At 62.9% G+C, this 22,400-nt stretch carries 18 protein-coding genes; 9 read left to right on the top strand and 9 right to left on the bottom strand.

What is annotated here, in order from left to right:
• Positions 1-7 precede the first annotated feature (7 nt).
• Positions 8-685 carry a LuxR C-terminal-related transcriptional regulator gene (locus tag MC381_RS00840; protein ID WP_251975824.1) on the bottom strand — a complete coding sequence of 226 codons (678 nt, stop codon included), beginning with the start codon at positions 683-685 and terminating at the stop codon, positions 8-10.
• Between the two features lie 428 nt (positions 686-1,113).
• Here MC381_RS00840 and rdgB point away from each other — a divergent pair, with 428 nt between their 5' ends.
• The 4 genes from rdgB (at position 1,114) to MC381_RS00820 (ending at position 4,594) form a co-directional block, all read left to right on the top strand.
• Positions 1,114-1,716 carry an RdgB/HAM1 family non-canonical purine NTP pyrophosphatase gene (rdgB, locus tag MC381_RS00835; RefSeq protein ID WP_251975823.1) on the top strand — a complete coding sequence of 201 codons (603 nt, stop codon included), beginning with the start codon at positions 1,114-1,116 and terminating at the stop codon, positions 1,714-1,716.
• Complete coding sequence (gene hemW, locus MC381_RS00830) at positions 1,713-2,888, top strand: radical SAM family heme chaperone HemW (RefSeq protein ID WP_251975822.1); 1,176 nt, start codon at positions 1,713-1,715, stop codon at positions 2,886-2,888. The genes rdgB and hemW overlap by 4 nt, the downstream gene beginning before the upstream one ends.
• 96 nt (positions 2,889-2,984) lie before the next feature.
• Positions 2,985-3,665: a YiaD family glycine zipper/OmpA-like lipoprotein gene (locus MC381_RS00825; protein ID WP_251976355.1), complete on the top strand. Its 681-nt coding sequence runs from the start codon at positions 2,985-2,987 to the stop codon at positions 3,663-3,665.
• A gap of 77 nt (positions 3,666-3,742) precedes the next feature.
• Positions 3,743-4,594, top strand: a complete 852-nt coding sequence (locus MC381_RS00820) for a 23S rRNA (adenine(2030)-N(6))-methyltransferase RlmJ (RefSeq protein WP_251975821.1) — start codon at positions 3,743-3,745, stop codon at positions 4,592-4,594.
• 29 nt (positions 4,595-4,623) lie between these two features.
• Here MC381_RS00820 and ggpS read toward each other — a convergent pair whose 3' ends face one another.
• The 4 genes from ggpS to MC381_RS00800 form a co-directional block, all read right to left on the bottom strand.
• Positions 4,624-6,903, bottom strand: coding sequence for a glucosylglycerol-phosphate synthase (gene ggpS / locus MC381_RS00815; protein ID WP_251975820.1), 2,280 nt, complete (start codon positions 6,901-6,903; stop codon positions 4,624-4,626).
• Between the two features lie 66 nt (positions 6,904-6,969).
• Positions 6,970-8,265 (bottom strand): MFS transporter, encoded by a 1,296-nt coding sequence (locus tag MC381_RS00810; RefSeq protein ID WP_251975819.1) that lies wholly within the window; start codon positions 8,263-8,265, stop codon positions 6,970-6,972.
• A gap of 259 nt (positions 8,266-8,524) precedes the next feature.
• Positions 8,525-9,424 (bottom strand): PhzF family protein, encoded by a 900-nt coding sequence (locus MC381_RS00805; protein ID WP_251975818.1) that lies wholly within the window; start codon positions 9,422-9,424, stop codon positions 8,525-8,527.
• A gap of 51 nt (positions 9,425-9,475) precedes the next feature.
• Positions 9,476-9,706 (bottom strand): DUF1127 domain-containing protein, encoded by a 231-nt coding sequence (locus tag MC381_RS00800; RefSeq protein ID WP_251975817.1) that lies wholly within the window; start codon positions 9,704-9,706, stop codon positions 9,476-9,478.
• A gap of 199 nt (positions 9,707-9,905) precedes the next feature.
• Between MC381_RS00800 and MC381_RS00795 the strand changes: the two genes are divergently transcribed.
• Positions 9,906-11,351 carry an aminotransferase-like domain-containing protein gene (locus MC381_RS00795; protein WP_251975816.1) on the top strand — a complete coding sequence of 482 codons (1,446 nt, stop codon included), beginning with the start codon at positions 9,906-9,908 and terminating at the stop codon, positions 11,349-11,351.
• Between the two features lie 39 nt (positions 11,352-11,390).
• On the opposite strand, the gene mnmE is transcribed toward MC381_RS00795, so the two are convergent.
• The 4 genes from mnmE to rpmH form a co-directional block, all read right to left on the bottom strand.
• Positions 11,391-12,797 (bottom strand): tRNA uridine-5-carboxymethylaminomethyl(34) synthesis GTPase MnmE, encoded by a 1,407-nt coding sequence (gene mnmE / locus MC381_RS00790; RefSeq protein ID WP_251975815.1) that lies wholly within the window; start codon positions 12,795-12,797, stop codon positions 11,391-11,393.
• A gap of 132 nt (positions 12,798-12,929) precedes the next feature.
• On the bottom strand, positions 12,930-14,621 hold the full coding sequence (gene yidC, locus MC381_RS00785; RefSeq protein ID WP_251975814.1) for a membrane protein insertase YidC: 1,692 nt from the start codon (positions 14,619-14,621) through the stop codon (positions 12,930-12,932).
• Positions 14,622-14,726: 105 nt separating this feature from the next.
• A complete protein-coding gene (gene rnpA, locus MC381_RS00780) occupies positions 14,727-15,113 on the bottom strand; it encodes a ribonuclease P protein component (RefSeq protein ID WP_251975813.1) in 387 nt (128 codons plus the stop codon).
• Positions 15,114-15,124: 11 nt separating this feature from the next.
• Entirely contained in the window at positions 15,125-15,259 is a 135-nt protein-coding gene (gene rpmH, locus MC381_RS00775) for a 50S ribosomal protein L34 (protein WP_251975812.1), read from the bottom strand.
• 633 nt (positions 15,260-15,892) lie between these two features.
• On the opposite strand from rpmH, the gene dnaA reads away from it, so the two are divergent.
• From dnaA to gyrB, 4 genes are all read left to right on the top strand, one after another.
• Complete coding sequence (gene dnaA, locus MC381_RS00770; RefSeq protein WP_251975811.1) at positions 15,893-17,365, top strand: chromosomal replication initiator protein DnaA; 1,473 nt, start codon at positions 15,893-15,895, stop codon at positions 17,363-17,365.
• A 133-nt stretch (positions 17,366-17,498) separates the two neighbouring features.
• A complete protein-coding gene (dnaN, locus tag MC381_RS00765; protein ID WP_251975810.1) occupies positions 17,499-18,602 on the top strand; it encodes a DNA polymerase III subunit beta in 1,104 nt (367 codons plus the stop codon).
• Positions 18,603-18,788: 186 nt separating this feature from the next.
• Complete coding sequence (gene recF, locus MC381_RS00760; protein WP_251975809.1) at positions 18,789-19,874, top strand: DNA replication/repair protein RecF; 1,086 nt, start codon at positions 18,789-18,791, stop codon at positions 19,872-19,874.
• Positions 19,875-19,893: 19 nt separating this feature from the next.
• A complete protein-coding gene (gene gyrB / locus MC381_RS00755; RefSeq protein WP_251975808.1) occupies positions 19,894-22,311 on the top strand; it encodes a DNA topoisomerase (ATP-hydrolyzing) subunit B in 2,418 nt (805 codons plus the stop codon).
• The last annotated feature ends 89 nt before the right edge of the window (positions 22,312-22,400 follow it).

The following is a 22,400-nucleotide window of genomic DNA, read 5'->3' as shown; positions in this document are numbered from 1 at the left end:
GGGGATTTCAGCGTCGGCCGTTGGCGTAGCGAGACGCCATGACCGGAATGGTGCCGAGATTCTGCCGCGCCCAGTTGGTGGCCTGGATACGGTTGTGCACGTTGATCTTGCGGAACAGGTTGTACAGGTGAGACTTCACCGTGTGTTCGCTGACGAACAGCTTTTCCGCAATCTCGGTGTTGCTGGCACCCGAAACCAGTAGCGTGACGATCTCCAGCTCGCGCCGGGTCAGGCCGCACACTGGCCGGTAGGTATTGACCTGCTGGCGACGGTAGAAGTCGATCAGCATCGCGGAGAGCGGGCGCGAGATCCATAGCTCGCCGTCCAGCAGCTTGACGATGCCCTTGCAGATCAGCTCCAGGTTGTCCTGGCGGTAGAAGACGCCACGCAGATGGATGCCGATCAGCAGTTCCATGACCTGCTTGTTATCGCGCACGTTGAAAGCCGAGAGGATGATGTCACCGTTCTCCTCGGAGCGCGTGTTCCAGGCCAGCAGATCCTTTTCCTGAACGTGATCGCCATCCAGCAGCACCAGCACCTGTCTGCCGTCGGGGATCTGATAGCGATCCTGCGGGTTGAGTGCCGACACTCGGCAGCCGGTCTTCTGATGGATATAGTCCAGGAAGAGCACGGACTGCGAGTTACAATCAGTAACAAGCACAATATCGGTATTTTCGGTGTTCATGGTCTGATCCCTTCGAAGGATTTTAATTAGTCTTTTACATTATTCGTTGTGATCCTGGGCTGAATGGCTTCCCGCCAACCGGTGATAACCGGGTCTCCATAGTGTTAATAAAACCTTCGTCTTGTAAATATGCCCCGGTAAAGTTTTCGAAAAGTGACACAGTAGAGACAAATAATTTTCTGTTAAGAAATTAAAATACCAAATAAATTCAGTGGTTTGTATGGTTTTAAACAAAACTGGATTAGAAAACGCTGTTTTTGTCTTTAGAAAAAGCACCCGTGCGGGGCTTTGTCGATGAAGCCGGTGGGCAGGCAAACCGATTAGCTAATTCATCCCCGTCGGTAGCGGCGGATTCATCTATCGCCTCGAGGTTGTCTATACCCGCCCCTTCGTGACTCGTAGAATAGTTGTTTTTGGCAGGAATTCTCATGCAAGCAAGCAGCGAAACCTTGGTTGTTGCCAGCGGCAATGCTGGAAAATTGTCCGAATTTCAGCAACTTCTTGGTACGCTCGGGTATCGGGTCCAGCCGCAGTCGGCGTTCGGTGTCGACGATGTCGAGGAAACCGGGCTCACCTTTGTCGAGAATGCCTTGATCAAGGCGCGCGCCGCTTCGCGTGCCAGTGGATTGCCGGCGTTGGCGGACGATTCCGGATTGGCCGTGGATGCGCTCGGCGGGGCACCCGGCATCTACTCGGCGCGCTATGCGGGAGAGCCCAAGAGCGATACGGCCAACAATGCCAAGCTGCTGGAGGCGCTCCGTGATGTGCCGGAAGGTGAGCGGCGCGCTCGCTATTGGTGTGTCCTCGTCTATTTGCGCCATGCTGACGATCCGGTTCCGCTGATCGTCCAGTGCGACTGGCGCGGCGATATTCTGGCTCACCCCCGTGGCGAAGGCGGCTTTGGCTACGATCCCCTGTTCTGGGTGCCGGAATGTGGCATGAGCGCCGGCGAGCTGAGCGCGGAAGAGAAGAACCGATTGAGCCATCGCGGTCGCGCGCTTCAGCAACTGATGGAGCAGCTCAAGGGATGACTGTCTTGCCACCGCTGGCGCTCTACCTCCACGTGCCGTGGTGCGTGCGCAAGTGTCCTTACTGCGATTTCAACTCTCACGGTATCGGCCGGGGTGCCGAACTGCCCGAAGCGGCCTACGTCGAGGCGTTGTTGGCGGACCTCGACGCCGATCTGCCGGCGGTGGCGGGGCGAGAGATCGTCAGTATCTTCATCGGCGGCGGCACACCGAGCCTGTTCTCGCCGGCGGCCTATCGGCAACTGTTCACCGGGCTGCGCGAACGCCTGACCTTTGCCGCGGATATCGAGATCACGCTGGAAGCCAATCCGGGCACGGTCGAACAGGCGCGTTTCGAAGGCTATCGCGAGGCCGGTATCAATCGGCTGTCGCTGGGTGTGCAGAGTTTTCGCCGCGAGCAGCTCGAAGCCCTGGGACGCATTCACAGCGGTGACGAGGCGGTCACGGCGGTCGCCAGGGCGCGCGCCGCCGGGTTCGACAATCTCAATCTGGACCTGATGCATGGCCTGCCTGGACAGACGCTCACCCATGCGCTGGAGGATATCGATCAGGCGTTGGCGTTGGCGCCGACGCATCTCTCCTGGTACCAGCTGACGCTGGAGCCAAACACGGCTTTCTTCTCGCAGCCCCCCGTGCTGCCCGACGAGGAACAATTGTGGGATATCCAGGACGCGGGCCATGCGCGCCTCGAGGCGGCCGGCTTCGCGCGCTACGAGATCTCTGCCTATGCCAGGGCGGGTCAACGCGCTCGCCATAACCTGAACTACTGGCATTTCGGAGACTATCTCGGCATCGGTGCGGGAGCCCACGGCAAGCTGTCTTGGCGCGACGCCTCCGGGACATTGCAGATCGAACGGCGCTGGAAAGCGCGCCAGCCCGAGGCCTATCTGCGTCGGCGCCAGGATCCCCGTGGCTTCGTGGCCGGCTCGCAGGCGATCGAAGCCGCATCATTGCCGCTCGAGTTCATGATGAACGCGCTACGCCTGGTCGATGGCGTGGCGTGCGAGACCTGGGAAAATCATACTGGTCGGCCGCTGTCGGTATTGAAGCCCTATCTGCAGCGTGCGCAGGAACAGGGATTGCTGGCGGATTTCTCGCAGCGACTGCAGGCCACCCCGCGGGGATTGTTATTCTTGAACGACCTGCTCGCGCTGTTCGATGAGGCCGATGAGTGATCGCGTGGCCGTGAGCAGGGATGGAATCGTCGCTTGGGTCCTGCCGCGACCGGCAGGTGCGACGCAATGCAAGCAAGGAGCCTTTGAAGCATGAAGATGATCAAGACTGTCTGGTTGGCCGTTCCGCTCGCCGTGGCTATCGGCGCGACCGGGTGCGCCTCCAACGACCCCTATCAGCAGAATGCCCCGCAGGATAGCAGCAACAAGACCGGGTGGGGTGCGGGTATCGGTGCGGCGGCCGGTGCCGTCGCCGGCGCCCTGAGCGGTGACGGCAGCAGCAGCCGTCGGGATCGCGCGCTGATCGGTGCCGCCGCCGGTGCGGCGATCGGTGGTGGGGTCGGTGCCTACATGGATTCCCAGGAGAAGGAGTTGCGCGACCGTCTGGGCGGCACGGGTATCGATGTCGAGCGTAACGGCAACAACCTGATTCTCAACATGCCGAACAATGTCACCTTCGGTGTCGACTCCAGCGAGCTTCAGACGCCGGCACGGCAGGCGCTGAACGACGTCAACGCGGTGCTGCGTTCCTATCCGGAAACACGCATCAACGTGGCCGGCTTCACCGACAGCACGGGCGCGGAGAGTTACAATCAGTCGCTCTCCGAACGTCGCGCGAGTGCCGTCGCCACCTATCTCGAACAGGGTGGTGTGGAGTCCAGTCGCATCAGCGCGACCGGTTACGGCGAGAGCCGCCCGATAGCGAGCAACGATTCCGAAGCGGGGCGCGCCCAGAACCGCCGCGTCGAGATCACGCTGACGCCAACTCAGCAATCCTGAACGTCGGCGCATCAGCACCGATCCTGCCCGGGCGCGACCTTTAGGTCGCGCCCGTTTTCTCTGCTCGAGAGGCTTCCATGCTTGCCTACCAGCACGCCTATCACGCCGGCAATTTCGCCGATGTTCACAAGCATCTCGCGCTTCACGCCCTCGTCCAGGCGTTGATGCACAAGTCGTCGGCGATCAGCTTTGTCGATACCCATGCCGGACGTGGCCGCTATCCACTGACCGCCGCCGAGACACAGCGCCTGGGCGAGTATCGGACGGGTGTCGAGCCACTCTGGCAGCGGCGGCGTGCGCTGGCTGCGAGCCCGCTCGTCGGCGACTGGCTGGCGGCGCTGGCGACACAGCAGACGGGGCCGGAGTTGAGCTGCTATCCCGGTTCACCGTGGTGGCTGGGGTCGCAGCTGCGGACTCAGGATCGGCTGACCCTGTTCGAGCTGCATCCGGGTGAGCACCGGCATCTGGCCGACCAGGCGCTGGCCGCCGACGGCCGCGTTCAGCGGCGTCAGGCGGATGGCCTCGGTGGTCTGGTCAAGCTGCTGCCGGTCTCGACGCCGCGGCTTTGCGTACTGATCGATCCCAGCTACGAGCGCAAGGCGGAGTACGAAGAGGTGGCCGCGACGCTGGCGCAGGTAGTGCGCAAGGTGCGCCATGCTGTGGTGCTGATCTGGTATCCGCTGCTGCCGGCCGGGCGTCACCAGGCGATGCTGGAGCAGATCCGCGAGGCCGGTATCCCCAAGCTGTGGCGTAGCGAACTTCAGGTGCGCCGCCCGGAGGCCGAGCGCGGCATGTATGGCAGCGGTCTGCTGTTGCTCAACCCGCCGTGGCAGTTCGATGATGCGCTAACCACGGCGCTGGCACGGGTGGCACCGCTGCTGGGCGAGCACGCCAGCCACCACGGCGAGTGGTGGACCGGCGAACCGTGAAGACAGGTGGAGCCATCAGCCGCTGATGGTTAGGCCAGACGCGGGCGGGGATCGACCGCACTCTCGCTTGTGTCCGTCGCCTCGCCGCGAATCGCGTCGATGAACTCGTCACCCCAGCGGCGAATATCGTTGTAGCTGACGATATCGTTGAGCTGGCGCAATCGTGCCTCGGCTTCGGCGCGCGGCAGATTGAGCCCCAGATAGCAGGTTCTGGCCAGATCGTGGAGGTCGTGCGGATTAGTCAGGATCGCCCCTTTCAGCTCGGCGGCGGCCCCGGTGAACTCCGACAGGACCAGCACGCCGCAGCCCTGCGTCATGCCCTGGGTCGCGGCAAATTCCTTGGCGACCAGGTTCAGGCCATCGCGTAGTGGCGTGATCCACATCACGTCCGCCATCGCGTACCAGGCGACCACTTCCTCGAAGGGGAAGCCGCGGAAGTAGAACTGTACCGGCGTCCAGCCGACGTCGGCGAAGCGGCCGTTGATATGCCCGATGGTCTGCTCGATCTGGGTCTGGAGCTCGTTGTAGATGGTCATCTCGCGCGCCGCTGGCACGCAGATGCTGACCAGCGTGACCTTGCCGCGCAGCTCCGGGTTCTCATCGAGCAGCAGCTCGTAGGCCTGCAGTTTTTCTAGGATGCCCTTGGTGTAGTCAAGACGCTCCACCGAGAGAATCAGCTTGACCCCGGAGAACTCCTCACGCAGCTCGGCCATGCGTGCTTCCGCGCCTTCCTGGGCCAGTGCGTTCCTGATGCGGTTGAGATCCAGCCCCACCGGATGCGCGCCCATGCGCACGATACGCGTGCCGGTATCGACCGCTGTCGTCATGCTCTCGAGACCCACGGCGCAGCCGTAGGTGAGGAAACGCGGTGCGCAGCTCTGCTGGGCCAGCGTGGTCAGCGGCACGACGCCGCGGGCGACGTCGACGAAGTTTTCCACCTGTCGCGGGATGTGGAAGCCGACGTAGTCGCACTGCAGCAGGCTACCGATGATCTGGCGCCGCCACGGCAGCACGTTGAACACATCCGCCGACGGGAAGTAGGTGTGGTGGAAGAAGGCGATGCGCAGGTCCGGGCGCATCTCGCGCAGGTAGGCGGGCACCATCCACAGGTTGTAGTCGTGAATCCAGATCAGCGCGCCCTCGGCGGCTTCCTTGGCGGTGCGTTCGGCGAAGGCCCGGTTGACCTCGCAGTAGACCTCCCAGTCCTCCTCGCGGAACACGGCCCGCTCCCAGAAGGTATGCAGCGTGGGCCAGAATGCCTCCTTGGAGAAGCGCTTGTAGAAGGTATCGACCTGGAACTTGGTCAGCGGCACGCGAGCGGCCGTCAGCAGCGGATACTGCTTGGCATCGACGCTGGTATGGGTCTCGAAGGGCTCTTCGTCGTCCTCTTCGTGAATCGACCAGGCGATCCAGGAGCCGCGCTGGTCGGCGAAGAAACTCAACAGCGTCGGAATAATGCCGTTGGGCGAGGTCGGCCGGCGACGCTGGATCTTGCCGTCGACCCGAAACTCCTCGTAGGGCAGGCGGTGATAGACCATGACCAGCTCGGCCTTGCCGGTCTGGGTCTCGTCGCGTCGGTTCTCGGCAGCCACACCGTGGGCGCCGAGGAAACCGAAGTGGGCGAAAGCCTCGATAATGCCCGCACAGCCCTCGGCCGTGGCATGCATGACGCGCGTCTGGCCTTGTGTCTGCTCCAACAGTGCCGGCTCGGCACCGCCGACACAGACTGACTTGAAGCCTTCGGTGAGCATGGCGAGGTCGTTCATGGTATCGCCCGCGACCAGTACCTCTTCGCTGTCCAGCCCGAGCCACTCGACCAGCTTGCGCAGGCTGGCGCCCTTGTTGACGCCCTTGGGCAGGAAGTCGAGGTAGCGGCCGGCGGAGTAGAGCATCTCGCAGTCCAGCTCCTCGGCCAGGCCTGCCAGGGCCGCATCGTTGGCGCGCTCCGGCGGACAGTAGTAGGAGCAGCGGCGCAACTGGGGCTCGTCCTGGCGCACCACATCGGGAAAGCGCTCCATGGCGCTGGCGATGCGCGACTCGCCCGGCCAGCGGGCATCGATATCGTTCTGCAGTGGCTGGATCGGCTGCAGGCTGTCGCCGTGATAGAAGCTAGCGCCGACGTCGGCGACGATGAAATCCGGCTGCGGAAGTGTCGGGTCCGACAGCAACGGCAGGATCGCCTCGAGGCTGCGGCCGCTGACATAGGCCAGCTGGATGTCCGGGTGGGCGGCGATCGTCTGATAGAGACTCAGTCGGTCCTCGGGATCGCCGCCGAGAAAGGTACCGTCGAGATCGGTTGCAAGTAACATTGTTTCTCCTCCTGCCCGATCGTTGGATCGGGACGATTTCCCTGCGCGAACGTGCGTCGCGAAGCGTCACACCTTGCCGGCCATTTCGACGATGCGCTGGCGTTCGTGCTCTTCGTAGAAGCTGGGGTCGGCGAACAGATCCTTCTGCACGTCGTCGTACATCATTTCCAGTGCCTGGCTACTGGTAGGCGTCATGGGTTCGAAGTGGGCGGTGTCGCCACTGACCAGCACCGACACATGACGCCGGCGATAGATCGCGTAGATCGCCAGCAGTGCGAGCGTTGCGGCGATATAGAGCGGCAGGCCCTGGTCGCCGGCGACGTGCATGATGGCCCCGCCCAGGATCGGTGCCACTGCGCTGCCGGCGCCCTGAACCACCAGCATGTCGGCGGAACCGGCAACGATCTCCTCGGGGTGCAGCTGGTCGATCAGCTGCGCGACCGCGATCGGGTAGATCGAAAACGCCAGCCCCCCCCATAAAAAATAGAGTGCCAGCAGTGAGTTCTGACCCGGCGCAAACGGCATCGCGGCGGCGGCCAGTGCAGCCAGAATGACCACGTAGGTCATCACGCGCGGGCGGTCGTGCTTGTCGGAGAAACGACCGATGGGAATCTGCAACAGCGCGCCGCCGAGAATGGCGCAGCTCATCACGACGCCGACACCCGCCACGTCGAAGCCGACATTGCGTGCATAGACCGGCGTCAGCGTCCAGAACGCGCCCATGGCAAGGCCCGACATCGCTGAAGCGGCCACTGCCAGCGGCGCGAAGCCGAGTAGTGCCTTGAGGCTGCTCTTGGGGCGCTCGGCGATTACCGGTTGGGCACGGCGGGTCATGGTAATCGGCAGCAGCGCCCAGCAGATCAGGATCGCGATCAGCGCGAACAGTAGAAAGCCGCCCGGCGTGTCGAGGCGCAGAATCTGCTGGGCGATGGCCAGTGAGCCGAGATTGACCACCATGTAGATCGCGAAGACGCGCCCGCGCTGGTGGCTGGCCGCCTGGCTGTTGAGCCAGCTTTCGATGACCGTCATCAGCGTGATGAAGGAGAGGCCGTAGAGCACGCGCAGCGCCAGCCACACCCAGGGGTCGATGAAGATCAGGTGCAGCAGGGCGGAAGAGGCGCACAGCGCCGCACAGAAGGCGAAGGTCCGGATATGCCCCATGCGGCGTATCAGGCGGCCACTGATCCAGGTGCCGCAGATGAAACCGACGAAGTAGCCGGACATGATGATGCCGATCAGGCTGGTGGAAAATCCTTCGTCAGCACCGCGCAAGGTCAACAGGGTATTGATCAGGCCGTTGCCGAGCAGCAGCAGTGCGACGCTGCCCAGCAGGGCGCGAATGGGTCGCAGCAACGACCACATGGCTCTCTCCTTGCTATCGCTTAAACCTATCCATGCAGTAAGCGTGCCGAGCTGGCCGTTCTAGCGTGAAAAGCCCTTATTTATAAGATCATATTATCAATGGGAAACAAAAACCATATCCTGGTTTATTGCTTTGACGCACCCTCCTGGTGCGTCCTGTCAGCATAGCAGGCGTGGGCTAAGCTGCTCGGCGGTAGGGACAAGGCTGAAGCCAGGCGATGGCTGCCTGGCTTCAGCTCGAACCGACAGATCGTCGGGATTAGAGGTAGAGCGTGCCTTCGCCGACCGCGACGGCCTGACCGGTAATGGTAATCGAGGGGGCTGCCATGCCTGCTGGATCGACGCGACCGCGGATTCGGCTCGGCCGTCCCATCTCGACGCCTTGATGGATCGTCCATTCCTGCACCGCGTCGCTGCTGGCGCGCGTGGCGAGATAGCCGATCAGTGGCGCGGCTGCACTGCCGGTTGCGGGGTCCTCCGGGATGCCCATGGCGGGCGCGAACAGGCGAGTTCTCAGCGCCCTTTCGGGCAGTTCGACGTAGAGATAGAGATCGCGCTCGGCAGGTTCGGCCAGGTAGGTCTCAAGCGCCGCCGTGTTGACTCGGGCATGGGCGAGGGCGTCGAGGTCACGCAGCGCGATGAGATGAAAGGGCATGCCACAAGAGGCTCGAACCGGCGCCGTAGCGATAGCTTCGAGAGGCAGATCCAGCACTTGTGATGCTGTCTTCCGAGTGAGCGAAGATTCACACACCTCGAGTGGCTGCGCTGTCGTGAAGCCGACGCTGTCGTCGTCGAATGTGATCGGAATATCGCCCACGGCTTCCTCCAGCGTCAGCGGGTCGTCGTTTGCCTGCCAGCCGAGGGCTCGAATCAGCCAGGCGGTGCCGATGGTGGGATGGCCTGCGAACGGAATCTCGCCGCCCGGGGTGAAGATGCGTAGTCTGGCACGGCTGGGGTGGTGCGAGACGATGAAGACCGTCTCCGACAAGTTGAGCTCCCGGGCGATGCGGGCCATCTCCTCGTCCTCCAGCCCCGCGGCTTGGGGGAAGACCGCCAGCGGATTGCCGGCGAACGGTGTGTCGGTAAAGACATCCAGCAGCACGTAGCGGAAAGCTCGCCCACCACATGGGCATTTACCGGTCAGTAAGGATTCGCTCATGTTGCCTCTTTTCTTCACTCCGTCTTCCGTTGGTTAGCAGTATCCATGCGGTCAGCGCCAGAAGGGACGATGACTTTCCCGATAGGCCTGACTCGGCAGCAGCCCGATATCCTTCAACTGGCGCTCGTCCAGGGTCGACAGCTGTCGGCGCGTTCGCCAGCGCTGTCCCGCGCGAGGGGCGAAGCGGCGCAATGGCCTTTGCGCGTGGGCGTCCCCGCCCCAGACGATACCATCCAACATATCGAGCGTGCTGACGATCAGAGAAAGAGGTGTGAAACGCATGGCGGTCGCTCCCGAGCGTGACAGGAAGCGTCCAGCTTAGGCAGGCGGCGAGATACCATACAGAGGTAGGAAACACCTATTATGGAGATACAGACAGCCTTTGAAGCCATCTGTATGGCCGTTTTCCGCTGAAGGTGTATCGCGCGTTGGCGAGGGCAGGCATACACAATAATGAGAGACGTCGTCGAGGGAGAGGGGCATGCACCGCTACGAGCGATTGGCCGAGGAGCTGCGCGAGCGCATTGAGGGGGGCTACTACCGGCCGCGTGACCGGCTGCCTTCGGTGCGCGAGCTGGCGCGCGCCCATGGCGTCAGTCTCTCCACCGTACAGCACGCCTATCACCTGCTCGAGGATGCCCAGTTGATCGAGGCCCGGCCCAAGTCCGGCTACTTCGTCGCGCCGCAGCGGGAAAGGCCGGTACTGCCACCGGTAGGACGTACCGCCCAGCGGCCGGTGGAGGTCTCCCAGTGGGAGCAGGTGCGCGAGGGCACCTGCATGCTTCCCGACAGCGATTTGCGGCATCTGGGGCGCGGTATGCCGGATATCGATACCCCGACGCTCAAGCCGCTGATGCGTTCGCTCTCGCGGGTCAGCCGGCGTCAGGATCTGATCGGTCTCAATTACGATACGTTGCATGGCCGGCCGGAGCTGCGAGAGCAGATCGCCCGGCTGGCGGTGGGGCATGGCTGCCGACTGCATCCCGATGAACTGATCGTGACTACCGGGTGCCACGAAGCGATTTCGATCGCCATGCGTGCGGTCTGCGAACCCGGCGGCATCATTGCCGTGGATTCGCCGAGTTTCTACGGCGCGCTGCAGTCGATTCGCGCCTACGGCATGAAGGCGATGGAGATCCCTACCGACCCGCAGAACGGGATCAGCCTGGAAGCATTGGAACTGGCCCTTGAGCAGTGGCCGATCCGCGCGATCCAGCTCACCCCCACCTGCAACAACCCGCTGGGCTACACGCTGTCGGTCGAGCGCAAACGGGCTCTCTATGCGCTGGCTCAGCGCTTCGACGTGGCGATCATCGAGGACGATGTCTACGGTGACCTCGCCTACGGATTTCCGCGACCTGTCACCATCAAGTCGTTCGACGAGGATGGCCGCGTGCTGCTCTGCAGCTCATTCTCCAAGACTCTGGCGCCGGGATTGCGGTTGGGCTGGATGGCGCCGGGGCGCTATCTCGAGCGTGCGCTGCACATGAAATACGTGGGCACGGGGTCGACAGCGACCCAGGGCCAGATGGCCGTGGCCGAGTTTATTCGCGAGGGCCACTTCGAGCCGCACCTGCGGCGGATGCGGGCGCAGTATCAGAGAAATCGTAACGCCATGCTCGATCTGATCGCCGAGGCGTTTCCTGCCTCGACGCGGGTCAGCTATCCGGCCGGCGGCTTCCTGCTGTGGCTGGAGTGCGATACCGAGGTCGATACCGTCGCGCTCAATGCGCGCTTGATGGCGGAAGGCATTCGTATCGCGCCCGGCGTGATGTTCTCGGCGACAGGCAAGTATCGCCACTGCCTGCGGCTGAATTTCGCGACCTTCGACGACGCCACCCGAGATGCCGTCGCGCGCATCGCGACGCGGATCGGCGAGTTGTCGGCGCCGGCCAGGGTCAACCCTACCCCGTTGGCGCTGCCCTAGTGTGCCGCTGGTGCACGCGCCGACTCCACTTCGACCGCTTCACTTACCGATACAGAAGCTGCCGAAGATCTCGCCGAGCAGATCGTCGGCGGTGAATTCGCCGGTGATCTCGTTGAGCGCATGCTGGGCGTCGCGCAGATCCTCGGCCAGCAGTTCGCCGGCGGCGGCACCTTCGAGCTGTGCCGTGCCGTTGGCGAGCGCGTGGGCGGCACGGTCGAGCGCATCGAGATGGCGGCGGCGGGCGGAAAAGCGCCCTTCGGTGGTCGCGTCGAACCCCATCACCGTTTTCAGGTGCGTCTTGAGGTTATCCACACCCGCTCCGGTCTGGGCCGACAAGCGCACGACCGGCGGGGTTGTGGATAGATCGGCATGATCCCCTTCGCCGCTTTCGTCGATCTTGTTGCGCACCAGCGTCAACCGCTCCGGATGGGGCAGGCGCTCGACGAACTCCGGCCAGATAGCGCGGGGATCGGTGGCATCACTGTCGCGACCATCGACCAGCAGCAGTACGCGATCCGCCTTCTCGATCTCCGCCCACGCTCGCTGGACGCCGATCTTCTCCACTGCATCCGGTGTATCGCGTAGTCCGGCGGTGTCGATCACGTGAAGCGGCATGCCATCGATATGGATGTACTCGCGGAGGACATCGCGAGTGGTGCCTTCGATCTCGGTAACGATGGCGCTGTCGCGCTCGGTCAGACGGTTGAGCAGGCTTGACTTACCGGCATTGGGGCGCCCGGCGATCACCACGCTCATGCCTTCGCGCATGAGCGCGCCCTGGTTGGCGCTGGCACGAACGCCGGCGAGGGTTGCGCATAGCGCTGCCAGCTTGTCCGCCACCACGCCGTCGGCGAGAAAGTCGATCTCCTCCTCGGGGAAGTCGATCGCCGCCTCGACGTAGAGGCGCAGTTCGATCAGTTCGCTGACCAGCTGCGAGACGCGGGTGGAGAATTCCCCCTGCAGCGAGCGCAGGGCATTCTCCGCGGCCGCGCGGGAGCTCGCATCGATCAGGTCGGCGATCGCCTCGGCCTGAGCCAGGTCGAGCTTGTCGTTGAGGAAGGCGCGCTCCGAGAACTCGCCGGGGCGGGCGAGCCGGGCCCCGAGCTGTACGCAGCGTTCCAGTAGCATGTCCATCAGCACCGGGCCGCCGTGGCCCTGAAGTTCGAGCACGTCCTCGCCGGTAAAGGAGTGCGGCCCGGGGAAGTAGAGCGCGATGCCTTCGTCTATCAGGCCGCTGTCGCCGTGAAACGCACCGTAGTGGGCATGGCGCGGTGTCGGCGTGTAGCCGAGGATACTGGCCGCCAGCGTGGCGGCCGCGACGCCGGACACCCGGACGATACCGACGCCCCCGCGCCCCGGCGGTGTGGCGAGAGCGGCGATGGTGTCCTGGCGATACAGCGCGCTGGTCGGCGGCGATGCGTTGGCGGGAGAGGAGGACGCGTTCATGAGTGTCTCCGGGAATCGATGACGAGGCGGGCGTTGCGGGGCATTGTCCGAGGCCGGTGCGGGAAACGCCAGCCTCGAAACGCCGAACCCCCGCACTGGGCGGGGGTCCGGGAGGGCTCGCGGGGCAGACGATCAGCTCTTGGCTTTCACGGCCTTGCCGCCGCTGGCATCGTCGTTGAGCACCTTCTTGGTGATGAACCACTGCTGCAGTATCGAGATCGAGTTGTTCACGATCCAGTAGATCACCAGACCGGCCGGGAACCACAGGAAGAAGAAGGTGAAGACCACCGGCAGCATCTTCATGATCTTCGCCTGCATCGGGTCCGGCGGCGTCGGGTTCAAAAGCTGCTGCAGGAACATCGTGGCGCCCATGATGATCGGCAGGATGAAGAACGGGTCCTTGGCCGACAGATCCTGGATCCACAGGATGAACGGCGCATGACGCAGTTCCACCGATTCCATCAGCATCCAGTAGAGCGCGATGAACACCGGCATCTGGATCACCATCGGCAGACAGCCTCCCAGAGGATTGATCTTCTCCTTCTGGTAGAACTTCATCATCTCCTGCGACATCTTCTGACGATCGCTGCCGTACTGCTCCTTGAGCCGCTGCATCTCCGGGCCCATCTTGCGCATGCGCGCCATGGACTTGTAGGCCTTGGCGGCGAGCGGGAAGAGCACGATCTTGACACAGACGGTCAACAGAACGATCGACCAGCCCCAGTTGCCGACGATGCTGTGGATCTTCTCCAGCAGCCAGAACAGCGGGTTGGCGAGGAACCACAGCCAGCCGAAATCGACGGTCAGTTCGAGGTTCGGCGCCACGGCCTCGAGGCGCGACTGCACCTTCGGGCCCACGTAGAGCGTGGCCGCCAGAGTCTGCTGCTGACCCGGCTCGATCGTCTGGTTGGGGCCGGCGAAAGCCGCCACGGTGCGGTCACGGTTGTCGACGTTACCGTAGTAGAGGTTCTGCTGGTCGGCGTTGGGCACCCAGGCGGAGGTGAAGTAGTGCTGGATTATCGCGACCCAGCCGCCCTTCACGTCGCGATTCTGGAAATCGCCGTTGCGGATGTCTTCGAAGTCGACCTTGCCGTAGTGCTCGTCCGGTGAGGAGAAGGCGGCCCCCAGGAAGGAGTGCATGCCCACGCCGGAACCGTTGGTCGGGTCGTCGCTCTGGTCGCGCGCGAGCTGGCCGATGAAGCGGGCTGTGACGGGCTGCTGGCTTTCGTTGTCGAGCCGATATTCGACCTTGACCGCATAGCTGTCGCGATCGATGACAAAGCGTTTGATGACATCGACACCGTTGACGCTGCCGTGCAGGTCAACGTTCAGGCTGTCCTGATTGTCACCCAGCGAATAGCTTTGTTGCTCGGCCTGGAAGTTGAGGCGACCGGAGTGACCATCGATCTGCAGTCCCGATTTGGCCACGTAACTGCGCACATTGTTGTCGCTGAGCAGCACGAAGGGGGTATCGGAGTCGAGTGCCTGGTCGTGGCCGAAGAGCGCGGCGTAGACGATGTCGCCGCCATTCGGGTTGATGCGCAGATCGAGGACGTCGCTCTGGACCCGGATCAGGTTGCTGTCCTGAGCCGGTTCGGCGCCGGCCGGCATGCCGTCCTCGACCGGCCCGGCAGCGTCGCTGCGGGTCGTCGGTGCGGAAAGGGCATTGCCGTCGTCACTGTCGTTGCTACCCGAGGAGGAGGCGGCGACTTCCGGCGCCGGGTTGTTCACGACGTTCTGACCGTAGTCCTGATTCCACTGCATGATCAGCAGATAGGCCAGCACGGCCAGTGGAATCACGAAGAGGAGTCGTTTCAAATCCATAAAGGGGTCTGCCCGGTATAGGGAGTGAGTCGGTGGGCGCCGGGCGTTGGCGGTCGACCGGCGACGGTCGCCGGTGCTCCCCGGCCTACGGCGCGGGACATCCGATCAGCTCGACGACGTCGGATCGTGTCGCGTCTGACGTGCGGACTTCTCCAGCCTTCGCCACATGCCGTTCAGCTGACGCGAGACGCTGGCATTGTCCAGCTCGTGCACGCCACGACGGGCGAGGAGCACGATATCCACTGCCGGTAAACGATGCTGTTGATGGCGAATGGATTCGCGCACGAGGCGCTTGAGACGATTGCGATCGACGGCGCGACGCACGTTCTTCTTGCTGAAGATCAACCCGATCCGCGGATGGCCCAAGGTGTTGGGGCGTGCCAGTGCCAGCATGCCTTTACCGTGAACCTTATAGGGCGCGTGGTCGAAAACGTGCTTGTAGTCCCCGGCATTCAGCAACCGCAGCTGCCGGGGGAAACTCAGATCGGACACCCGAAGTCCGATCAGGCGCTGAGGCGCTTGCGGCCCTTGGCACGACGACGGTTGATGACCTGACGGCCGTTCTTGGTCGCCATGCGGGCGCGGAAACCGTGGTTGCGCTTGCGCTTCAGAACGCTCGGCTGGAAAGTACGTTTCATGGCTGCTGCTTCCTGATTAGTTGGGTGTTCAAGCTATTGAAATAGCTTAGGAAATAGGTTCGAAACGGTATGCCCGACACGCACAGGGTTTCCGGGCTCACTCGGCTCAAGAGCGGGAATTCTAGTGAATCCGCGGGTCGTGTGCAATTTTTCCGTGAATTATCCACACCCCGTTGTGTGCGAAACGCCGCCCGCTGTCGCCATTCGACACTCGAGGTATCGCGACGTCTTCTCGGTCTCGGTGGCTGGCCGATGTCGGCAAGCCGGGAAAAACCCTTCCGGTCACTTTGGCGAGGCCGTGGCATCTGTCTCGCCTACCATGTGACTAACGATGGGGATAATAATTGTTAATAAGTCATTTTTATTTTCTATTTCAATGAGTTGTTGGGTTTTTCAGCTTGTGGGGAAGATGCGGAATAGTGGTGCAAAGGCTGGGTTTTACGTGGGCGAACGGCACTGGCCTGGTGCACGCTGAGATCGAATGTTATCGAGGCTATCCCGATCTTCTGCACGGCTTGTCGACCGTTTATCCACAGCATGATGGTGTCGAGACCTCGTGTGGATAACCTGGGCGGCCGACGCTACAATGTGCAGCCGTTTCTCTTTCATCTCTCGAATATTGCGTGAGGTCGTGTGTCGGTCGCTCTCTGGCAACAATGTCTCAATTCGCTGCAGGACGAGTTGAGCTCGCAGCAGTTCAACACCTGGATCCGCCCACTGCAGGCGGAGGATGGCGAGACGGACGAACTGTGTCTGTTGGCGCCCAATCGGTTCGTGCGTGACTGGGTCAGTGACAAGTACCTGAAGCGCATCAACGAACTGCTGCGCGAAGTCGCCTCCAGCAGCAAGCCGCCTAAGGTCAGACTGACCGTGGGAAGTCGACGTGCGGCGGCAATGTCTCCCCGCGATCTGGGGGCGCCGGTCTCCGCGCCGGCGCCACAGCGACCTGCCGCACCGACTGTGCAGACGCCGCCGCGCAACGACGAGGCCGTCGAGGCGCGCGAACAGGACCAGAGTCGCGAGGAGGGCGTACGTCGTGGTAGCGGCGGCGAGCGCCAGGTGCAGGTCGAGGGCAGCCTCAAGCACCAGAGCGGTCTGAATCCCAACTTCACCTTCGAGACTTTCGTCGAGGGTAAGTCGAACCAGCTTGCGCGCGCGGCTTCGCGGCAGGTCTCCGAGAATCCCGGCGGGGCCTACAATCCGCTCTTTCTCTACGGCGGCGTCGGGCTGGGTAAGACCCACCTGATGCACGCGGTCGGCAATCATCTGGCCGGCCTGCGCGACAACGCCAAGGTGGTCTATCTGCATTCCGAGCGTTTCGTCGCTGACATGGTCAAGGCGCTGCAGCTCAACGCGATCAACGACTTCAAGCGTTTCTATCGTAGTGTCGACGCCCTGCTGATCGATGATATCCAGTTCTTCGCCGGCAAGGAGCGTTCGCAGGAGGAGTTCTTTCATACCTTCAATGCGCTGCTCGAGGGTGGCCAGCAGATGATCCTCACCTCCGACCGCTACCCCAAGGAGATCAGCGGTGTCGAGGAGCGCCTCAAGTCGCGCTTCGGTTGGGGCCTGACGGTGGCGATCGAGCCGCCGGAGCTCGAGACACGCGTGGCGATCCTGATGAAGAAGGCCGATCAGGCCAAGGTCGACCTTCCGCACGATGCGGCGTTCTTCATCGCGCAGAAGATTCGCTCCAACGTGCGCGAGCTGGAAGGGGCACTGAAGAAGGTGATTGCGGACTCCCACTTCATGGGCAAGCCGATCACCCAGGATTTCATTCGTGAATCGCTCAAGGATCTGCTGGCGCTGCAGGACAAGCAGGTCGGCATCGAGAATATCCAGCGCACGGTCGCGGAATACTACAAGATCAAGCTCGCCGATCTGCTCTCCAAGCGCCGCTCGCGTTCGGTGGCACGGCCGCGCCAGGTTGCCATGGCGTTGGCCAAGGAACTGACCAACCACAGTCTGCCGGAAATCGGCGACGCCTTTGGTGGTCGCGACCATACCACCGTGCTGCACGCCTGCCGCAAGGTCGTGGCGCTGCAGGAAGAGAGTGCCGATATTCGCGAGGACTACAAGAATCTGATGCGCCTGCTCACTAGCTGAGCCGGGGCATGGCGGGGTCGATGCAAGCCGGGATTGCGAGCGACGCCCGCCGGGTCAAGAATGTACGTCATGCCGTTTTCTGCTTGGCCGACCGCCATTCCCTTTCAGGACTGAATTCAACCACGGAGCTCCAATGAAATTTTCCATCTCCCGCGAAGCCCTGCTGCGCCCGCTGACTCTGGTTGCCGGGGTGGTGGAGCGCCGCCAGACGCTGCCGGTGCTCTCCAATGTGCTGATCGAGGTGCAGAACGAACAGCTGTCGTTGACGGGGACCGACCTCGAGGTGGAACTGATCGGGCGGGCGACGCCGACGCTGGTCGACGAGCCTGGCTCGGTGACGGTGCCGGCGCGCAAGCTGATGGATATCTGCAAGTCGCTGCCGGATCAGTCCGACATCAGCTTCTCGCTGGAGGACGGCCGCGTGGTGCTGCGCGCCGGCCGTTCGCGCTTCACCCTCTCGACGCTGCCGGTGGCCGAGTTCCCCAACATCGAGGACGGCCAGAACGACACCACGCTGTCGCTGCCGCGCGGCACGCTGAAGTATCTGATCGACGCGACCTCGTTCGCCATGGCCCAGCAGGACGTGCGCTACTATCTGAATGGCATGCTGCTGGAAATGGCCAACCATCTCGTGCGCACGGTCGCCACCGACGGCCACCGCCTCGCGGTCTGCGAGCGCAGCGCCGAGATCGAGCTGGAAAACCCGCGCAAGTTGATCGTGCCGCGCAAGGGCGTGCTGGAGCTGTCGCGCCTGCTCGACGGCAGCGACGAGCCGGTGGAGCTGATGCTCGGTGCCAACCATATTCGTGCCAACACCGGCGAGTTCACCTTCACGTCGAAGCTGGTGGATGGCAAGTTCCCCGACTATGACCGCGTCATCCCCAAGGGCGGTGACAAGGTGTTCATCGCCGAGCGTGGCGAGCTGCGTCAGAACCTGGCGCGCACGGCGATTCTCTCCAACGAGAAGTATCGCGGCGTCCGCCTGCACCTCGAGGAGAACAACCTCAAGGTGATGGCCAACAACCCGGAGCAGGAAGAGGCCGAGGAGAACGTCAGCATCGAGTACTCGGGCGATGCGCTCGAAATCGGCTTCAACGTCGGCTACCTGATCGATGTGCTCAACGTGCTCGACGCCGATCGCATGCAGATGACGCTGTCGGATGCCAACAGCTCGGCCCTGATGGAAGAGCCGGGTGGCGGGGATGCCCGTTACGTCGTCATGCCAATGCGCCTTTGAGTGCATTGAAGCGGCTGCGCTCGCTCATGCTGTGTTAATAATCGGCGAACATTGCTCACTTATACCCATAAGCTGCGCTTGTTCGCCGATTTTTGCCTTGCCTGAGCGTCGCTCGCCAGCTTCCTCTAACTATGCAGGGTTCAAGCATTCCCATGGCATCCGTGTCTCTCGCATCAAAAGCTTTTCATGCCGCTTGATCGGCTGAGCTTCCGTGGCCTGCGCAATCTCGAGGCGTTCGAGATGGCGCCCGGGCCGCATATCAATCTGATCAGCGGTGCCAACGGCAGCGGCAAGACGTCGCTGCTGGAGGGAATTCACCTGCTCGGCATGGCGCGCTCCTTTCGTACCCAGAAGCTCAAGTCGCTGATCGTTCACGAGGGCGATGAGATGACGCTTCACGGGCGGCTTGCCGGCGATCCGCCGGTGCCGCTCGGCGTGCGTCGTCGTCGCGACACCCAGGAGCTGGAGGTGCGCATCGGCGGTGAGCGTGCCGAACGTCTGGCACAGCTGGCCGAGGCGCTGCCGCTGCAGCTGATCAACCCGGATGCTTTCCGCTTGCTCGAGGGCGCGCCGGCGGCTCGGCGGGAGTTTCTCGACTGGGGTGTGTTCCACGCCGAGCGCGATTTTCTCGATGCCTGGAAGCGTGCGCGACGCGCGCTGAAACATCGGAATGCCCTGCTCAGACATGATAGAATCGACGTCGCGTCGATACGCGTCTGGGAGCGTGAACTGGCGCACTGGAGCGAGCATCTGGACGGCCTGCGCGAAGCCTACATGCGCCGCTTTCTGCCGGTGTTCGAGGAGACGCTGTCGGCCCTGCTGCCGCTGCCCGATCTGCGCCTGCGTTATTCACGTGGCTGGGATCGGCAACGCGCGCTGCTCGACGTCTTCGAGAGCGGTCGCGATACCGATCGCCAGATGGGCTTTACCCAGCAAGGGCCGCAGCGCGCCGACCTGCGCATTCGTGTCGGCCGTCACCCGGCGGTCGAGGTATTGTCGCGCGGTCAGCAGAAGCTGGTGGTCAGTGCGTTGAAACTGGCCCAGGGGCGATTGCTCGAACAGTTGAGCGGGCGTACCTGCCTCTATCTGATCGACGATCTGCCGGCGGAGCTGGACGGCCATCATCGGCAGATCTTCTGCCAGTGGCTCGAGCAGCTCCGCTGTCAGGTCTTCATCACCAGCGTCGATCGCGAGGCGCTGGCCGACGTCTGGCAGCCGGGCACGGATGTCACGGCATCGCAACTCGCCGGCGGGCGGCTGCACCCGGAATGATTTCACCATGGAGTGAGCAATGAGCGAACAGGCCTACGATTCATCGAGCATCAAGGTCCTCAAAGGATTGGACGCGGTGCGCAAGCGTCCCGGCATGTACATCGGCGATACCGATGACGGTACCGGGCTGCACCACATGGTGTTCGAGATCGTCGATAACTCCATCGACGAAGCGCTGGCCGGCCACTGCAGCGAGATCCAGGTGATCATTCACACCGACGAGTCGGTGACCGTCTGCGACAACGGCCGCGGTATTCCGACCGATATTCACTCGGAGGAGGGCGTGTCCGCCGCCGAGGTGATCATGACGGTGCTGCACGCCGGCGGTAAGTTCGACGACAACTCCTACAAGGTCTCCGGTGGTCTGCATGGTGTCGGTGTCTCGGTGGTCAATGCGCTCTCCGAAGAGCTCAAGCTGACCATCTGGCGCGCTGGCGAGGTACACGAGCAGATCTATCACCACGGCGTGCCGCAGTCGCCGCTCTCCGTGGTCGGGCAGACCGAACAGAGCGGTACTCGGGTGCATTTCCGGCCGTCACCGGAAACCTTCGCCAACATCGAGTTCAGCTACGATATCCTGGCCAAGCGCCTGCGCGAGCTGTCGTTCCTCAACTCCGGCGTGGCGATCCGTCTGATCGACGAGCGCGATACCAAGGAGGAGCTGTTCCACTACGAAGGCGGCCTCAAGGCGTTCGTCAACCATCTCAACACCAACCGTACCGCGCTCAACCCGGTCTTCCATTTCGAGGCCCAGCGCGAGGATGGCATTGGTGTCGAGGTGGCGATGCAGTGGAACGATACCTTCGCCGAGAACGTCTACTGCTACACCAACAACATTCCCCAGCGTGATGGCGGCACCCATATGGCAGGGTTCCGTGCCGCGCTGACGCGTAGCCTCAATCACTACATCGAGGCCGAAGAGATCCAGAAGAAGGCCAAGGTGGCGACGTCCGGCGACGATGCCCGTGAAGGTCTCACCGCGATCATCTCGGTCAAGGTGCCGGATCCCAAGTTCTCTTCCCAGACCAAGGACAAGCTGGTCTCTTCCGAAGTGAAGACCGCCGTCGACCAGGAGTTGAGCCGGCAGTTCTCGGAGTATCTGATCGAGCACCCCAATGAGGCCAAGTCGATCGTCAGCAAGATGATCGACGCCGCGCGTGCCCGCGAGGCGGCGCGCAAGGCGCGCGACATGACCCGACGCAAGGGCGCGCTGGATATCGCCGGCCTGCCGGGCAAGCTGGCCGACTGTCAGGAAAAGGACCCGAGCCTTTCCGAACTCTACCTGGTCGAGGGTGATTCCGCCGGCGGCAGCGCCAAGCAGGGTCGCGATCGCCGCACCCAGGCGATCCTGCCGCTGAAAGGCAAGATCCTCAACGTCGAGAAGGCACGCTTCGACAAGATGCTTTCCTCGGCCGAGGTCGGCACCCTGATCACCGCTCTGGGTTGCGGTATCGGGCGCGAGGAGTTCAATCCGGACAAGCTGCGCTATCACTCGATCATCATCATGACCGATGCCGACGTTGACGGCTCGCACATTCGCACGCTGCTGCTGACGTTCTTCTTCCGTCAGATGCCGGAGCTGATCGAACGTGGCCACGTCTTCATCGCCCAGCCGCCGCTCTACAAGATCAAGCGCGGCAAGCAGGAGATGTACCTGAAAGACGAGCAGGCGATGACCGATTACCTCACCACCACCGCGCTGGATGGGGCGCGTCTCTACGTCAATGCCGATGCGCCGGGTATCAGTGGCGAGCATCTCGAGACGCTGGTCAATCAGTATCGCGACGTGATGAAGCGGATCGACCGTCTGTCGCGGGTCTACCCGAACGCCGTGCTGCGCAAGATGGTGCACGCCGCCAAGCTCGACGAATCGAGTCTCGCCGATCGTGTCACCCTGCAGAACTGGATCGAGTCGCTGCAGCAGGAGATGGACTCGCTGATCGCTCACGAGGGCGGCCCGCGCTATACCTTCCAGCTGCACGAGGACACCGAGCGCGGCCTGTGGCTGCCAAGCGTGTCGCTGACTGCGCATGGCGTTACCACCGACTACGTCTGGGGTATCGACTTCTTCCGTAGCGCGGACTATCGCGCGCTGGCCGGCCTCGGCGAAACGCTGGACGGTCTGATCGAGGAGGGCGCCTATATCGCGCGAGGCGAGCGGCAGAAGCCGATCGAAAACTTCTACGATGCGCTCGAATGGCTGATGGTCGAGGCGCAGCGTGGGCTTTCCATCCAGCGCTACAAGGGGCTGGGCGAAATGAACCCGGACCAGCTGTGGGAAACGACCATGGACCCGGGCTCGCGCCGCATGCTGCGTGTCTCGATCGAAGATGCGGTCGCTGCAGACCAGATGTTCAATACCCTGATGGGCGACGAGGTGGAGCCGCGTCGCGACTTCATCGAGCGCTTCGCGCTGGTGGCCAATCTCGATATCTAAGCGTGTCGCTCTTGGGCGCCGGACGGCCCGCTCCCGCTTCGGGGGCGGGCCGTTCTGTCTCTGGCCCGGGGTGAACGGCGATCGCGCGG

The sequence above is a fragment of the Salinicola avicenniae genome, from assembly GCF_023736115.1.
Classification (GTDB): Bacteria; Pseudomonadota; Gammaproteobacteria; order Pseudomonadales; family Halomonadaceae; genus Salinicola; species Salinicola avicenniae.
This window is presented reverse-complemented; position numbering and strand designations above follow the sequence as displayed.

What these genes read in the sequence shown, in the direction of transcription:
- MC381_RS00840 (WP_251975824.1), bottom strand. Translation starts at nt 685, where the DNA reads ATGAACACCGAAAATACCGATATTGTGCTTGTTACTGATTGTAACTCG.
- rdgB (WP_251975823.1), top strand. Translation starts at nt 1,114, where the DNA reads ATGCAAGCAAGCAGCGAAACCTTGGTTGTTGCCAGCGGCAATGCTGGA.
- hemW (WP_251975822.1), top strand. Translation starts at nt 1,713, where the DNA reads ATGACTGTCTTGCCACCGCTGGCGCTCTACCTCCACGTGCCGTGGTGC.
- MC381_RS00825 (WP_251976355.1), top strand. Translation starts at nt 2,985, where the DNA reads ATGATCAAGACTGTCTGGTTGGCCGTTCCGCTCGCCGTGGCTATCGGC.
- MC381_RS00820 (WP_251975821.1), top strand. Translation starts at nt 3,743, where the DNA reads ATGCTTGCCTACCAGCACGCCTATCACGCCGGCAATTTCGCCGATGTT.
- ggpS (WP_251975820.1), bottom strand. Translation starts at nt 6,903, where the DNA reads ATGTTACTTGCAACCGATCTCGACGGTACCTTTCTCGGCGGCGATCCC.
- MC381_RS00810 (WP_251975819.1), bottom strand. Translation starts at nt 8,265, where the DNA reads ATGTGGTCGTTGCTGCGACCCATTCGCGCCCTGCTGGGCAGCGTCGCA.
- MC381_RS00805 (WP_251975818.1), bottom strand. Translation starts at nt 9,424, where the DNA reads ATGAGCGAATCCTTACTGACCGGTAAATGCCCATGTGGTGGGCGAGCT.
- MC381_RS00800 (WP_251975817.1), bottom strand. Translation starts at nt 9,706, where the DNA reads ATGCGTTTCACACCTCTTTCTCTGATCGTCAGCACGCTCGATATGTTG.
- MC381_RS00795 (WP_251975816.1), top strand. Translation starts at nt 9,906, where the DNA reads ATGCACCGCTACGAGCGATTGGCCGAGGAGCTGCGCGAGCGCATTGAG.
- mnmE (WP_251975815.1), bottom strand. Translation starts at nt 12,797, where the DNA reads ATGAACGCGTCCTCCTCTCCCGCCAACGCATCGCCGCCGACCAGCGCG.
- yidC (WP_251975814.1), bottom strand. Translation starts at nt 14,621, where the DNA reads ATGGATTTGAAACGACTCCTCTTCGTGATTCCACTGGCCGTGCTGGCC.
- rpmH (WP_251975812.1), bottom strand. Translation starts at nt 15,259, where the DNA reads ATGAAACGTACTTTCCAGCCGAGCGTTCTGAAGCGCAAGCGCAACCAC.
- dnaN (WP_251975810.1), top strand. Translation starts at nt 17,499, where the DNA reads ATGAAATTTTCCATCTCCCGCGAAGCCCTGCTGCGCCCGCTGACTCTG.
- recF (WP_251975809.1), top strand. Translation starts at nt 18,789, where the DNA reads ATGCCGCTTGATCGGCTGAGCTTCCGTGGCCTGCGCAATCTCGAGGCG.
- gyrB (WP_251975808.1), top strand. Translation starts at nt 19,894, where the DNA reads ATGAGCGAACAGGCCTACGATTCATCGAGCATCAAGGTCCTCAAAGGA.